Raw genomic sequence first — 17,354 nt, forward strand, 5'->3', positions numbered from 1 at the left:
CTATTCGATCGACAATGATTTTAAATAGGCGGTTGATAAAGGTTCATCGGAATATAATTTTTCGCAAAATGTAACTATTCGTTCTTGAGACTCAGGCTCCGTCAATAACGTCAAATGATTCGATGCATCTACCCTTAAGGCTGTCAATGCAGGCATCTTTTCCTTCCACTTCGCAGCAAAACTTACGTAATCATAGACGCGACCTTTATCAACGAGCCGGAAATAAGATTCGTCTTCTCCAAATAATGTGCCTTCCGGGTTGCAGAAGTAATAACACGGCACGTTATTCGGATCAAGCAAAGGCAACCCGTCATAAATCGTCGTACTCATATCAAGCGTATCTAAAATTCTCTCATATTGAATCACGGACTTGCGCAATTGATGAGGGGGTTTCGTGATGCCTTTCTGCTTGGCCAGCAGGACGAGCTGATCGAGAAACGCATTGTCAGAAACATCGATTTGGACTTCATGGTCAGCAATAAGCACCAATTGTTCAGCTGACGAGAAAGCTAGCAGAAGGTTAATCGCTCTTAACATCCGGTCTTTCTTTAAGTTAGCCTGCGGTATTGTCAGCCAATAATCTTTCATCATTTCGTCTACATATATCGATTCCAGCATAATGATGGAATTCACCGTCTGACCCTGCTCTTGCATCTGACGCGCGACTTCATAGGCAATCATGCCGCCCAACGACAACCCGCCGAAATCATACGGTCCTTCCGGCTGAACAGATCGAATCATCTCGACATAATAGGCGGCCATCGCTTCTATTCCCTCGATCGGCTCATCTTCGGTCATATATCCTTTTGCTTGAATGCCGTAGAAAGGCCGCACTATTTTATTCGCGATCAAGCGGTAAATTTCAACGCCGCCAAAACCGCCGTGGAACCAAAATACCGGTCTTTTCTGATTCGCTTTGTTCAATCTGATAAGCTCCGGATATTCGGACCGCTGGTCGAATTCGGTAGTCACGGACGGTCGAGTAACGGCGACTTCTAATGCTTCCTGTTCGATCCTAATTCTTTTCTCTGTACTCGATTCTTCCGGTATGCGAATAACGCCGATAATTTCGCTTATCGACGTACAATGATATAAGGTTTCAAAATCAATAGACGGATCGATGGATTGCAACTGCTGCAGTACTTGGGTCAGGATGATGGAATCTGCTCCCAGTTCCACGACGGATTGATCTCTATCGATTTCGGAAGCATTGACGCCTAATAGCGAGGCAAACAGGTTGACGATTCTGTCACTGATGGAGGCCTCGGTTGGAATGCCGTTTACGCTCGCGTTCACTGTGGCGATTTTTGCAGTCTGGCGGCTGGGTTCCTTCTCCGCATGGCGCATCTCTGGATTAGAAATCTTTATCCAATGACGCTGTCGTTCAAACGGATAGGTCGGAAGCGATATACGGCATGGCTTGGCGTTTGGATAGAGCCTGTTCCAGTCCAATGCCAGACCTCGCACCCATAAGCTTAATAATTTGTTGTACTCGCCCTTCTTGATCCATGCTTCAATAATATCCTCCATGCCTTCATCTTGCGCCAGCAAGGCGACGACATCGTCGCGTTTGTTAACTGTCCCCCGGTGAACCGCTTTGCCCACCGTGTGATCACCATGAAGCCATGCCGAAAGCTTCTTCCGAAGCTCATCGATGGAAGCGGCGGTTAGTGCCAATCGTTCTCCGTGAGCCTCGCGCCCGACCTGCAGCGTGTAGGCAATGTTCGGCAAGTCCTCATCTTGGAACTGCCTTTTCTCCGTCGCGTCCAGCAATTGCTTGGCCAGTTCGGTTAGACGTCCTATATTGGCTGCAGACAGCATGATGATAGCGGGATTTTGTTGCGTGATCTTCTCCTGGGGACGTTCGGAACGCTGAGCCATATATTCCTCGATCATGACATGGGCATTTACGCCGCCAAAACCGAATGCGCTGACCCCCGCCCTACGCGGAATATCCGGCTGAATTCGATTCCATGGCGTACTCTTCTCGTTGATGTAGAAAGGACTTTGGGAAAAGTTAATATATGGATTCAGTTCGTTAAATCCGGGCGTACCCGGAATCATTTCGTTTTTCAAAGAAAGAAGCACCTTGATGACCGCGCCGATCCCGGCGGCTGTTTCGAGATGTCCGATATTGGTTTTCAGCGAGCCTAAAGCACAATGAGATTGGACTGATGAAACACCATTTCTGCGGTACAGTTCGCTGAAGGCGTTCTTGAGACCGGCAATTTCAATCGGGTCCCCTAGCCTTGTCCCTGTACTATGGGTTTCGATGTAGCCGATCGTTGTCGGGTCTATTTTCGCCTTGTCGTATACCTCAATCAATAGATCCGCCTGCGCGTTCGCATTCGGAGCGGTCAAGGAGGCGCTTTTGCCTTTATGGTTCTGCGCCGAGTACCGAATGAGTGCATGGATATGATCCCCGTCGGCAACGGCATCGCTCATTCTTTTCAGCAATATCGCGCCTACGCCTTCACTCCGAACCGTCCCGCCTGCATCTTTGTCAAAAACATTGCACCGACCGTCATCGCTGAGCATCCCCGCCTCGCTGAAGTATAGATGAACCGAAGGCGTAAGGATCACGTTAACGCCACCTGCGATCGCCATTTTGCACGTGCCTTTGCGTATCGCTTCTGCCGCTTTATGAACCGCTATCAGCGAACTGGAGCATGCCGTATCGACAGGCTCGCTAGGGCCATGCAAATTCAACAAGGAGGAGATTCGATTGACAAGCATGAAAGGCGTTCTTCCCGTAAGCACATACGGGTTATGTTCGGTCAAATGCTGATCGATAAGCTGCGCATAATCCTGGGTGCCGATGCCGACAAAAATTCCGGTATCCGATCCCGATAAATCGGAAGCCTTATATCCGGCGTCTTCAATCGCGCTCCAAGCTACTTGAAGGAATAGTCTATGCTGCGGATCCATGACTTCCGCCTCGCGATCGGATATGCCGAAGAAGGCTGCATCGAACTTATCAACCTCCTTCATAAACCCGCCCCATTTTACTCTCGGGTCATCGAATGCTCGCCAATCGAACCGTTCTTCAGGAATTTCGGTGATTAGCCGCTTCTCCTGCAGAAGATGTTCCCAGAATTCATCGAGATCATCGGACTGCGGAAAAATTCCGTCCATGCCGATAATCGCGATTGGCTCTTCCTCGTCCCTGCTGTCTCGATGAATGTCGTCCTTTCGCTCGGAATAAATAAAACGCATCGGGCCTTTGGAGTCGGCTGCTTTGAACGGGTCATCTTCCTCGATATAAGAGGGCTTCAGAACCGGATTCGGCACAACGTCCGCAACTTGATCGGCTCTTGCCGTATCCGCCCTGTCCATGAGGTCATGCCGATAATAGTATCGAAGACGATCGACATGCTTCTCGCATAAATGTAGCGTCAACGACCGGATCGTCGGTTGCTCCAGTTCAAAGATAATCGTCGGCATCACGTCCAGCTCGTACAAATCGTTGATTTTATTCGTGAATACGGTAATGTTGATGGAATCGAAACCATACTGCATCATGTCATGATCGATATCCATATTCTGAATCTTCAGTAATCTGCAAGCCGTCTCCAGCAAATCCTGGCTGACCTTTTCGAACAATGCTTTATGATCCGTTCGTACTACAGGAGGACGGGCTTCCGCTTGCTTCGGCTGGGCTTCAGACGGTTGAAACCCCGTACTGCGTCTAATTTTGGCCGGGTCGCCATGGTACACCATAATTTGATTTTTGTTTTGCAGCATCGCTTGCTCCAGTGCATGCAACCCCACTTCGCCCGTAATCGGATGAATGCCTTTAGTCGTTTTGAGCAGCTTGATCGTTTCTTCACTTAACCGCATTCCGCGCACCACCTTCTTCCCAGTAGGGCCAGTTTATACTGATTGTCTTGCCCGAACGTTTGTTACGGATTTGAAGATTCTCGCGATATTCCGCAAAAGAATTGAGAAAGCTGTTGGCATAGGCATAATCTGACTGTCCTGCATTACCTAAGTGCGACAGGGACGAGAATAAAATAAAGAAATCCAGCGCTTCCTCCTTAGAAGCTTCATCCAGCCAAATGGTGCCGTTCACTTTCGGTGCAATGACAGCCTTCATTTCATCGTAAGTTTTATTGGCAATCAACTTGTCATCAAGGATTCCCGCGCAATGAATGATACCGTGCAGCGTCCGGAATCGGCTTCGTACTTGGTCTAGCGCATTTTCGACTTCTTCGCGCACAGACATATCCGCCTGAATATAGAGAACTTCCGAGCCCAAAGACTCCAGCTCCGCAAGAACCGCCTGTCTGTCGTCGTTCAGATTCGAGCGGCCGATCAGTACCAATTTTGCTTGTAACGTACTGGCAAGATGCTTCGCCAAGACAAGCCCGATCCCGCCCATGCCTCCGGTAATGATATAAACGCCGTTGTTTCGGAAAGGCATCGGCTTATCGGCCGTCTCTTGTTCTGGGGTTCCCTCCTTTAATCGTTTCACGAATCGCCCTTCCTCCGTGTAACGAATTTCATCGCCGTCCTCTGTTTCAAATTCAGCGGCTGCGATAAGCTCAGGACGAATTGCATCCGATTGAAGCCGGATGACTTTGTAGACCAACTTCGGATTCTCCAGCCGGACGGTTTTGGCAAAACCGCTGATCGCCTCACTGAGCGCCGAAGCAATGTTATCCTCCTCGTTGTAGATGAGCAGCAGCTTCACTTTTTCGTTCGGAGCCTCTTCCGCGAGAGATTTAGTCAAATAAAACAGTGAATATATCCCCTTATCCATTACCGCATCCAGCTCATAAGACGACGAATTGTGCGACCACATGTGGATAACCTGATTCGGCAGTCGATCTTTCTGCTTCAGATCCGCGAGCAGTTTACGATAATCGTCCTCCCGCCCCGGATGAATCACATAGTTATCGTTGCGACAATCTTTAAACTCTTCACCGGGCGTCACGAGAATGATAGGCCGATCCGATTTGAAGGCATCCCGCGTCTGTTCGCTGTTGGTAAAAAGAAGCAGAGGTTCCGTGAATTCACCGTGGCTCTCCATAAAGTTAGCCTTCTCCCATGAGCTGTGATAGTACAAGGTCTCCAGCTTTTCCGATGCCGAAGAAGCTGTATCCGTAGCAGCCGGAATGGTTCGAATCGTATAGTTACGAATGATGACCACCGTTCGGCCTTGCGGATCGTACAAGTTCAAATTGAACTTCGAAGCGCCCGGCTTGTCGGAAGCTTGATCCGCCCGTGTCGCATAGACGTAGCATTGCTTCGGGAACGGACGTATCATTTCGACCTCATCAATCGAGAACGGCATGAAGGGCGAGGTATCTCTTCCTTGAAGCAATCCGACGATCGTTTGCAGGCAACCTTCCAGCAAGGACGGATGAAGCGTAAACGCGTCAAAATCCCGTTCTCTCTCAACCGGCAATTCGATTCGCGATATCGCTTCCGAACCGTTATAATAAAGCGCCTTGATCGGCCGGAACGTCGTCCCGTATTGGTAGGCATTCGCAGCCCTGTCGGATTCATAGAAATCCGTATGCTCGATGCGGCCTGCGCATCTTGCAAGACAGTCTTCAATATCAAAGGTTTCGTGGGATTCCGCGGCATTCATATCCGTTGCTGCATCCGCTCGAACTTCAAGTTTTCCTTGTGCGTGAATGACTTGCTGGCCCTGGTCGTACGAGCATACTATAAATTCAATCTCCCGCTCATGCTCATGGGGAGTAAGCATGATATCCACATCACGAGGCGTCTCTACAATGATCGGACGTGACCAAACGATATGTTTAATCTTATGGATCTTCTGCTTCGCAGCCATCTCGCCGGCCGCTCTGCCCATCTCGATGTAAGCTACGCCCGGCAAGACCTTCTGATCATGAATGACATGATCCCGGAGGAAAAATTCGTTGCCGGTCAGTGTCGTCGTATATTTCTGCGCCATGAAATCGGATGTGTTTCGGTCGATGAACGGGTGAAGTTTCCCGGCTGTATCTTGCGCTTCTGCCACTACCGCAGACTTCCGAGTATGTTCGGCTTTCCAATATCTCTCTTGCGCAAACGGATACGTCGGCAGACTGACGCGGCGTGGGAGAGACGATTCCGGATAGAGCAAGGTCCAGTCCAGCTCCAGCCCGTTCACCCACGACATAGCCAGCTTATCCTTCTTATCCTTCATGATCCATTTGTCGATCAACTCGCTTGAATCCTCATCCCAATCCAACCATTGAACAGATGCTTCGGACTGCTTGCCCTTCTTCTCAAAACAATTGTCAATGTTCTTCTTGCCGTCTACATAAGCCTCCAGTTTACCAATTAAATCGTCGGCATTTTGGACCAGAAAAATGACGCGGCTGTTCATCTTTTCGCGGCCGATCTGAAGCGTATACGCGATGTTCGACAGATTCGGATGGCGATGGTCACTTCTCAAGTAGAGAAGGAGTTCATGCGCATACGCTTTGAGGCGATCATCGTTTCTGGCCGATAGCGGAATCAAATATGAACGACCATTATCGGATTCTGCATAACTTTCGAGTCGGCTCACCTCCGTATATTTCTCGAAAATGGCATGCGCGTTCGTCCCGCCGATCCCAAATGAACTAAGCGCCGCCCGGTACGGGTGAGGACGCTCTTCCAAGCTTTGCAGCTGATCTACCACATAAAAAGGTGAGTGACGTAAATCGATCTCCTTATTTGCTTCTTTAAAGTTCAGTGAGGCCGGAATCTGGTTGTGATATAAGCTTAAAGCGACCTTAATGCAACCCGCCAAGCCTGCCGCGCTATCCAAATGTCCGATATTCGTCTTAACCGACCCGATTCCGCAAAATTGCCTCTTAGACGTGTATTGATTATAGATTTGGCTAAGTGCGGCAATTTCGATCGGATCACCCAGCTTCGTGCCCGTTCCATGCGCTTCGACGTAACCGATCGTTTCCGGATCGACCTTCGTCGATTCCAGTACGTTTCGGATGACATCGGATTGCCCTTTGATGCTCGGTGCGTAAAATCCGACCTTGTCCGCCCCATCGTTATTCAGGTTTATGCCTCTTAACAGCGCGTAGATGTTATCCCCCTCTTCGATAGCCTGTTTCGCACGCTTCAGCACGATAACCGCAGCGCCTTCTCCTCCGATCATCCCGTCAGCCGAAGCGTCGAATGCTTTCAAATGTCCGTCGCCCGAGAAATTCAAGCCCGGCATATGGACATAGCCGGCACTGGTTGAAGCATGAATCGTCGACGCTCCGACCAATGCGTAATCGCTCTCCCCCGAGTGCAGGCTTTGAAACGCCGAATACAACCCTGCTAAGGAAGAGGAGCAGTTGGAATGGACAGAAAAGCTCGGGCCTTTGAGTCCCAATTGATAGGAAATCATCGTCGGAATCGTCCCGGCTTGGCCTAATATCCAAGATACATACGTGTCGGCGTCATCAACGACATGAACCTGATCCTGATCGTCCGGCGCCTGATAGAAGTTATTGCTTGAGGACATGTATACGGCGGTGTTCGGGATATCCTTGGCACGATAACCGGCATCCTCTACCGCTTTCCACGAATGAAGCAATAAGAGCCTCATCTGCGGATCCATCATTTCGGCATCCTTCGGCGAGATTTTGAAAAACTCGGGATCGAACAATTCTTTACCTTCTATAGTTAATTGGATCGGGACATAAGCCGGATTATCAATCAGCTGCTTGCCGATGTTGAGCTCGTTTAGCTCTTCACCGGATAGAAGCCGGACGCTTTCTTTGCCTTCCCGCAAGTTCTCCCAAAATTGACGGTAGTTGTTCGCATCGGGGAATTGACACGAGATGCCAATGATGGCAACGCTATCTTGTACGTATGCCGGATGGTCGATTTGCCGATTCCCGTCCTCATGGCTATTGTCCGTCCGGTACGAAGGAGCGGGTATGGTATCAGAAAGGCTATTCGCTTTAACATGAAGCGATCGCTCACTCTTTAATTCAAGAATAAATCGACTTAACTCTCTGACATTGGCATGCTCGAAAAGGTTCGTTACCTTGACATCGCAGTGAAGCTTCCTGCTAATCCGGTCCGCTACCGTTACCGCAGTGAAGGAGTCTCCGCCTGCATCAAAGAAACCGTCCTCCATGGCAATTTCGTCAACGCCGATGACTTCTTTCCAAATCCCCATAATGATTTGTTCGGTTTCAGGCTCCGATATCGCCTTCCTTGCTTCACGGTCCACAGGTTGTGCTTCCTTTCGTTTGGATAGCTCCAATCGGTTAACTTTGCCGTTTGGCGTCAGCGGAATCGAATCAAGCTCAGTAAATACGCTCGGAATCATATGGGCAGGAAGCCATTTTTTCATATAGCTGCGCAGTTCTTTCGAACCAAGCGCGCGATGAGGGTCCTGAACGCTGCGCACATAATAAGCTCTTAACTGCACATGTTCTTGATGGTTGTAGATAACGACGGCGCTTTCCCGAATCCCTGGATACAGGTTGAGTCTCGTTTCAATCTCGTCCAGTTCGATACGGAATCCATGCAGTTTCGCCTGGTTGTCGATCCGTCCCAAATATTCGATTTCGCCGTCCGCAAGCCATCTTGCCGAATCTCCTGTCCGATATAGCTTGGTTCCGGGCTGGAACGGATTATCGATAAACCGCTCCGCCGTCAATTTGGGCAAATTTAAATACCCGCTGGCTAATCCGTCCCCGCCGATATAGAGCTCACCGGGGACGCAAACCGGAACCGGCTTCCTCCGGTCGTTCAGAATATAAATTTGCGTATTGGCGATCGGCTTGCCGATTGAGACAGGTTCATGACGCTTAATTTCCTTGAGCGTAGACCATATCGTCGTTTCCGTCGGGCCGAACATATTCCACGTTTCGCTATTCGTTTCAATAAAGAACTGCTTTAACCGTTCCGGAAGGGCTTCTCCTCCGCAAAGAATTTTAATTCGTTCTTCGTTCCGCCAGCCATAAAGAAAAAGCGCCGTCCACGTCGCGGGCGTCGCTTGCATGATCGTCGGGTTAATCGTTTGGATTTCGCGCCAAAGCAGCTCGATGTTCTTCTGCTTCGCTGTGCTGCAAATATAACAGACGGCTCCGTGAATCAGGGGCAAATACAACTCCAAACCGGCAATATCGAAACAATACGTCGTTACAGCGAGCAATTTATCTTCGGAAGTAATGCCCGGCTTGCGTCCCATCGATTGCAGGAAATTAGTCAGAGCGGCATGCGGAATCATAACGCCTTTCGGGTTCCCTGTGCTTCCGGATGTATACATCACGTATGCTAAATGATCCGCTCCTGTTTGTCTCTGGAGTCCCTCCTGCCCGCTCGCCATTTGCTCGATCGTCTCCCAATCCGTATCCAAAGGAACGGCTGTAACGTCATCGCCTAGTAGTTCATTCATCTTCTCCATTAACGCCGACTGGCTGATGACAATCGAGATCTTGCTATCTTTGACCATATAGCTTAAGCGTTCGGCGGGATATTCCGGATCTAAAGGAACGTATGCACCGCCGGATTTCAGTATCCCGAGCAAACCAACGATCATGTGTAACGACCGTTCGAAGCTGATTCCTACCAGGGTGCCCGGCTTCACGCCTTGCTGCTGTAGATAGACCGCAAGCGTTGTGCTTCTCTCGTTCAGTTCCCGGTAAGTCAGCGACTCGTTCTCATAGATAACAGCGGTCGCCTCAGGCGTCTTCTTAACCTGTTCTTCGAATAATTCATGCATACATTTGCCCTTGGAATACGCGACCTCCGTTGCATTCCAATCCACGAGGATCGTTCGTTCTTCTTCGGCCGAGAGCAGCGGATAACGGCCCACCGCGAGCTCCGCATTACGGATCGCTTCTTCCGTTAGCCGAACAAAATGATCAGTCATCCGCTCGATGGTGGAAGCGTGATAAAGTTCAGGATTGTATTTCATATTAATTTGGAACCGATCGTCGTGCTCAAAGACTTCTAATGCAAGTTCATATTCTCCTTCTTGATGAACCTCCTCCACGAGCTCAAAATCAAGGGCGTGATGATATTCCGCAAACTGCTGCATCTGGCTGGACGATATGAAATTTTGATAGAAATAACCGACCTGGAATACCGGTGCGTTCGATAATGAGCGTGCCAGATTCAATTCTCTTACCATGGCAGGGAATGGGTAGTCCGCGTGATCCATTCCGTCCAGCATCGTCAACTGTAATTGTTCCACAAACTTCGCAAAACTCTCCTCGTCGTCGATTCGGCTGCGGATTGGAATCATGTTGATGAAATACCCGATCAATGACTCGAACCGATCGGCTGGTCTTCCGAGGCTTACCATCCCTACGATCAGCTCCCGCTGATTCGAATATTGATGCAGGAGCACATTCCATACCGCCAGGAAGAAAGCCGGCAGGCTGATGCGCTGCCGCCTGGAGAACGATTTGATGGTATCCTTAACCTCGGATGAGATGGATACACGATGCGTTTTCCCTTTATATGCGGTTGCCGAATGACGCGGCAGATCGGTTGGGAGCTCTAGAATCGGCAGCGTTCCCGACAACTGTTGCTTCCAATAAGCACGATGCGCCTCCCCCCTTCGTCCTACCAGCATTTCTTGTTCCCAATCGATAAAATCATGATAGCTTGCAGGGGAAGAACCGCTTGTTAGCGGTTTTCCCTTCGCAAGATCAAGATAAGCATCCAATAGGGACTTTACGAAAATAGCAATCGAACTACCGTCAAAAATAATATGGTGGACATTGATTAACACCCAGTGCTCGGTCTCGGATCGTTTGAACAAATGGACGCGTATTAATGGCCCTTCATTAAGCGAGAAAGGCTCGCTGGCCTTGGATTGAATGAATGGAAGAATGTCTTCCTGGTCCATATGGGAAATAGTTTCGCTCGTGAATACTTGCGTCTGCGATTGTTGAATGATTTGGAAGGGAATGCCGTTCTCCTCTTCGATGATGGTATTTAAAATCGGATGCTGCTCAAACATATATTGCAGCGCTTGCTGAAACAGATCGGCATCCAAGTGCTTTCGAATACGGAAACAGATCGGCAGATTGTAAGCGCTCATGCCGGGCGTTACTTTTTCCAGCATCCATAAGCCTTTCTGCCCTTCGGATAGCGGTTTCTTGGCCAACGATTGACGGGTAAGCTCCTGAAGCTTTTGGCGCAGTTCGGATGTTGATAATTCGCCTTCCTTATATTTGTCCAACAGCTCTTTCGCTATCATTATCCATCTACTCCTATCCTTTTTTCTAGGTCGTCAAGCCTGATAACGCCTTGGACAAACTTCTCCATCGCTTCGATGACTTTTAGATCTTGGTATTCAGACTGACCTGTTTCCAGCTTCGGGGCCAATAAGGCCGAAATGGAACGAATCGTCGGGTAATTGAGAAGTTCCCGGCCTGAAATACTGAGATCGTAACGTTGCTCGACCTCTCGAATCAATTTCATCATCAGGATCGAATCCGCGCCATAGTCTTGCAGATCACGGCACACATTGATGTCTTGTTCAGCCATTTCGAGCTTTTCCGAGAAGAAGCCGACAAGATATCGTTCGACCTCTTCCTGAACTAACGATCCGCCGCGATCATTCCCATTCTCAAAATCCGCTTCATTCTCCTTAGCGCCCATTATTATCGGAGCCTTTTCATTTACTGAATCTCTTCCCTCATACTGCTTAACGATCTCGTTTAAGCTTTTATCCGTTTCCGCCGGAATCCAGTAACGTTCCCTTTTGAATGGATAGTTTGGCAATGAGATCACGCGGCCTTTTGCCTCCTGAAATAAGAGGCTCCAAGCTACTTTTCCACCCTTCGCCCAGTACATGGCGATGATGTCGAGATCACGGCTGTTCCTAAACTGTTGTGCCATCGATTCTTCATCGTTCATCAAGGACAGCGCGTTCCCGTGCAATCCGCCCTCTGCGTTCCCGATAAACATCGGAACTGCGCTATCGACCGGTTGAACGTCCGGCTTGGATTGCAAAAAGTCGTCCAGCCCCTGAATAAGCTCTGCTTTGCGCTTCGCCACAATGGCTAACCGGCTCGCCAACGCTTCCCTTCCGACTTGAAGCGTATAGGCAAGATCGATCAATGAGATCTTACCGTTCGAGGCGATATAATCGCGCATCCCCTTCGCAACGGCATGCAGCCTTTCGACGTCAGTAGCCGAAAAGACAAAAATCCGGCTTGGATCGGAAACATCAGGCAGATTCTGTTCTGCCGAAGGATCGACATATTCTTCAATCACGGTGAATGCGTTCGTTCCGCTATTCGCCGATGTGCTGATCGCCCCCAGCCGCGGTCGATGATCCTGCCTTATCCATGGCCGGTCGCTTTCACTCGCCTGAAATGGCGCTTTCGAGAAATCGATATCAGCATTACCCGTTTCAAAATTATGCAAGCCCAGCATCGTCTGCTCTCTCATCGCCATCAGCATCGTCATCAAACTGACGATTCCCGAAGCAGCGAAGGTATGTCCGATTAACGGTTTGATCGAACCAATATAACCTCTAGGTTTATCGGATGCGGAGCTGCCGAATACTTTACGCAAACCGTCCATTTCCGCAGCATCTCCCAGTTTCGTCCCTACGCTATGCGAAATCATATATTGGATACCTGACGGATCGATTCGGTATTTATCGAGCGTGTCGCGCATCAACTCCGCCTGCCTGACCGGATTCGGCGCCATCATGCCATGACCTTTCCCGTTATGGTTAACGCCGCTGCCCTTAATGCAGCCATAGATATGATCCTTATCGCGAATGGCCTTCGATAAAGGCTTGAGCACCACGACGGCAACGGCTTCGCTTGGCACCATCCCGTCGGCTCGCTCATCAAATACATAAGACTTCCCGGTAGGAGAGACCAAATCCAGCATACTCATCCCGATATGCGCCGATGGCGAGACAAACAGGTTGATGCCGCCGGCCAAAGCCATTTCGCAATCATCCTGTCGTAAAGCTTGGCACGCTTGATGCAGGGCAACCAGACCGGAGGAGCAAGACGCTGTAACCGATAAATTCGGCCCTTTCAAGTCCAGCAGATAAGCAATGCGAGCGGATAGGACAGCATTCTGATTGCTGTAAAAAAGTCCCTGCTGCTTCACCATGAATCCATAATCGCCTTCTTCGATCCCGACATACACGCCGCACGATTTCCCTTTAATCCGCTCGCCCATGTACCCTGCATCTTCCAGAGCATGCCAGGACTCCTCCAGAAACAAGCGCTGGCAAGGGTCCATAATACGGGCTTCCTTCGGGGAAATTTTGAAAAACAACGGATCGAAGCGATCAATGTCAGTAAGGAATCCTCCCCATTTCGCATGGCTCGTTCCAACGGCACCCGGTGCTTCTCCATCATAATCCCGCCAATCCCAACGATCCCGCGGTACCTCGGTAATGCTTTCTTTACGATGTTTCAGATTGTGCCAAAGCATTTCCACCGAATCTGCCTGGGGAAATCGTCCGCTCATCCCGATGATGGCGATTGGCTCGATTATTTTCTCAGTGCGAATGGGGTCGATATCCGTTCCCTTATTCCCCCGATCTTGCGGAGTATTCTCCTGCCCGATCTCTGGGTTAGTCGCAGCGTTACTTACAAGCTTCTGCTCCATTTCCCCCCGATAATACCATTTGACCGTCGCTTCATGATCCTGCACCAAATATTCAATGATTTTGCCGATTGTGGAATAACCTAGCAGTGAGGATGGCGTAATATTAACGCCGTATAGGCTCGTGATTCTATCGGCAAATTCAAATAAATTGATCGAGTCAAAGCCGTACTCCAACAAATGCTCGTCAACGTCCAGCTTCTCGACAGGCACATGATGCAGCTGGCTTATTGCCTCCTTCAAATCCCGTTCTACGAATCGCTTCACATCGAAAGGTCCTTCTTCTTCGGCCATGCCGCTTGAAACGACTGGAAGTTTGGCGGGAACGATTCCCGGCTCATGTTCCTGCTGCAGTTTTAAGAAGCGATACACCATACTTCTTTGGCCTGCCATAATCAGGTACTGGGAATGAGGCTGCGTCAAGATACGCTCAAAGATGGATAATCCCTCTTCGGTTTCCAAATAACGCTGGCCGCTGGATTTCAGATATTTCTCGTTATTGTCCTGATCCAACCCCATACCGCCGTCCCGCCATAATGGCCAATTGACGACAACCGTCTTGCCCAACGTTTCCCGCTTCGCCTCCAGCTTGTTTTTATATCGGGTATAGGCCATAAGGAAGCGATTCCCCACAGCATAGTCGCAAGTGCCGAAATCTCCCAATATAGCGGCAGACGATGAAAAGTAACAAACGAAATCAAGAGCTCTTCCCTGCAGCAACTCGTCCAGCACGAGCGTTCCATTAATTTTGGGGGCGATGACCTGCTCGAAGCTTGTGAGCTCTTTCTTGAAAATACTTTGCGGATCGACGAGACCTGCGGCGTGGATGACGCCGTCAATCTCCCCGAATTGCCGTCTCGCAGACTCCAGGCCTTCTCTCATCCGTTCCCTGTCGCAGGTATCCGCCTGGATATATCTGACACGGCCACCCAGGTGCTCGATTTGTCGGACGGTCTCCTGCTTCTTGGCATCCAGCTTCGATCTACCGCTTAAGATCAGATTGGCACCGTATTTTTGCGCGAGATGTCTTGCGAAAACAAGCCCTAGCTTGCCGAGTCCACCAGTTATAAAATAGGTGCCTCCCGCTTTCAACGGAGCTGCCCCCGGAATTGCGCCCGTCTCTTTCATGTTGCATTCGTATCGTTGTCCTTCTTCGTACAGCACGCTCTGGATCTTGCCAGCAGCCTCCAGCTCCTTGTATAGCCGCGCTGTTATTTCTTCCGTCAGCCCTTGGGGATTCGCGCCATCTTCCTGCTGGATGACTGCCTTTACGCGCGTCTTCGACACCATTGATCCGATGGAGCGTTCGAAGCCAATCCACGACTCCAGATAGCAGCGTTCACGTTCATTCGTATACGATGCGCCCAACAGAAGCCTCTCCGGTTCCAATTTGGCAGATGCGATCGCTTGTAAAATATAGACGATGCTGCTGTAATCTTCGGTAAGCGCACGATCTTCGTACGGCCATAGGTAGAGGACCGCAGAAATTTCGTTATGTGCGGCCCGTATGCTGCGAAATGCCTCTTCATACGCCCGCTTTGCATGCCTGTCCATGTAGTATGTCTGCTCGTAATTGTTCCGAAAATCATTATTTTGGGATAGGAACACAATATTGCATCCCGGATTCCGGGTTTGAATGTATTTCTTGACCCTGTTCTGATTGGTCGGATCAGAGAGAAAGCATACGATGGTGTTCAGCTCGATCGCCCGATAATCTGACAAAGGCGTTTCTTCCCAATCCTCTGTAAACATCATCGTTTCATGAGATTCTTCCGGCTTTCCATCATTCATACCCGGCGGTTCTGTATCGGAATCTGGGCGATACCTGGCAATCGTTTTCCACGTATCATGCTTACCTTCCGCTGCGTTCGCTTGAATCCAGCATCGTTCTTTGGCAAACGGATACGTGGGCAAAGAGATTCGCTTCGACTTGCCATTAAGGTTGAGCCGTTCCCAATCGATCACGGCGCCATTCACCCATAGATCCAACAGCTGACTCGCATCGCCGAGCTCCAGCCATCGCTCCTCCGCTTCCCGAATGTCCGTACTTGCCGTCGACCGCGCCGATTCGCCTTTCTTGGGTTTGGCCGGACTGCGATAGACGCCCTCCCCGCTTGCACCCATTTCCAAATAACGGTGCATCTTTATCCTCAGTTCTTGGATCGAGGTTGCCGTCATGGCCAAACGGGCATTCATGCTTCCGCGCCCAACCTGCATCGTATACGCGATATCCGTCAAGTCTCGATCCGTATACTCTCCCTTCTCCAACGTTCGGACATACTGTTGGACATACTCGTCCAGCCTGCTGTCGTCCTTCGCCGACAGGACGAACAAGGCGGGATTTTGAACCCTGCTGCTTGCTTGACATGTTTGAGAATCCTGATTGTCCGAATGGGCAAATTCCTCGACGACCAGATGCACGTTCGTTCCTGTTGCCCCGAACGAATTGATCGCCGCGCAGCGCGGCTGATTCGAAGCCGTCTCCCATGGTTTCAACGTCGTATTTACATAAAAAGGGCTGTTCGCAACAGACATGTTGGAACTTCCATTTTCGTAATTTAAGGTTGGGGGGATGTGTCCATGCTTGATTGATAGCAGCACTTTAATTAGACCCGCGATCCCGGAGCCGAAGAAAGCGTGACCGATATTGCTTTTTAAAGCTCCCAGCGCGCAATAGCCAGTCTTTGCCGTAAATTTCCGGAAGGATTCCGTCAGTGCTTCATATTCAATGGCGTCGCCTAGTTTCGTGCCTGTCCCGTGCGCTTCAAACATCGTGATGTTTGCCGGATCGATGTCGAACTTCTCGTAAATACCGGTTTGCAGCCGGCTTTGCGCCAATCCGCTGGGAGCGGTCATTCCATTCGTTCTGCCATCCTGGTTCATTCCCCAGCCCCGGATAACCCCGTAGATATGGTCGTTGTCTTCAATCGCCTTATCCAAAAGTTTGAGGACGACAACACCTATCGCTTCAGCCACTACGGTTCCGTTCGCCCGCTCGTCGAAGGTATAACAGAGGCCGTCGGGCGACAAGAGAAGTGATTGACTTGAGCCTATTAAAACATTGGGCGTCGTATATACCGCTCCGCCACCTGCAATCGCGGCTTCACAGTTGCCCAATACAAGACTGTCGCAGGCTTCCGCCAGAACCGCTAAGGTCGAAGAGCAAGACGTGTCGATACTCATCGCCGGCCCGACTAAATCTAGCAAATAGGAAAGCCTGCATGCGGAATATGAATCGGTCGGAAGGTAATAGGTCTCGATCTCTTGCTGTATGGTGATGGAATAATCTCCTTTGGCGCAGGCAAATACGCCCCAAGACTTGCCGCTCAGACCCCCCGGGTCATAGCCTGCATCTTCTATCGCTTTCCATGCTTCCTGGATGAACAGCCGCTCGCTAGGGTCCATCAGTTCCGCATCCCGCGGCGAAACTTTGAAGAATAACGGATCGAATTTATCGATATCCGTTAGAAATCCTCCCCGTTTCGAGTACGTCTTTCCCGGTGTTTTCGGATTGGGATCGTAATAATCGTTTATATCCCAGCCCCGGTCGCGAGGCGTTTCCTTTACGCTGTCGAGTCCGGTTTTCAAGTTTTCCCAAAATTGCTGCACATTGTCCGCATCCGGGAATCTTCCCGACATCCCGACAATCGCAATGGCTGGACATGAAGGCGGCTTATCGTTGCCGGCGGCGGATCGTCCGTCATGCCTGGAGGTATGCATGCGATTCGTAAAAATGCTTTTGCAATGATCATAGAAAATTTTAATGCTGTGATCCGCGTGCAAAATATCGAAAT

3 protein-coding genes (1 of these 3 running past the window's edge) are annotated in these 17,354 nt (G+C 50.0%); all 3 read right to left on the minus strand.

Annotated features, from left to right (window positions below; genetic code table 11):
- Tightly spaced (each overlapping or abutting the next), the 3 genes in view from GRF59_RS18050 to GRF59_RS18060 form a layout consistent with a single transcriptional unit that may run on beyond the window.
- Window positions 1-3,840, minus strand: coding sequence for a beta-ketoacyl synthase N-terminal-like domain-containing protein (locus GRF59_RS18050; protein WP_160499065.1), 3,840 nt, complete (start codon window positions 3,838-3,840; stop codon window positions 1-3).
- Window positions 3,827-11,176 (minus strand): non-ribosomal peptide synthetase, encoded by a 7,350-nt coding sequence (locus GRF59_RS18055; protein ID WP_160499066.1) that lies wholly within the window; start codon window positions 11,174-11,176, stop codon window positions 3,827-3,829. The genes GRF59_RS18050 and GRF59_RS18055 overlap by 14 nt, the downstream gene beginning before the upstream one ends.
- Window positions 11,176-17,354 carry the 3' portion of an SDR family NAD(P)-dependent oxidoreductase gene (locus GRF59_RS18060; protein WP_160499067.1) on the minus strand. 1,915 nt of this gene lie beyond the right edge of the window, so the window shows 6,179 of its 8,094 coding nt (coding positions 1,916-8,094); the start codon falls outside the window, past its right edge; its stop codon occupies window positions 11,176-11,178. The genes GRF59_RS18055 and GRF59_RS18060 overlap by 1 nt, the downstream gene beginning before the upstream one ends.

This window comes from Paenibacillus dendrobii, from assembly GCF_009807035.1.
Classification (GTDB): Bacteria; Bacillota; Bacilli; order Paenibacillales; family Paenibacillaceae; genus Paenibacillus_AQ; species Paenibacillus_AQ dendrobii.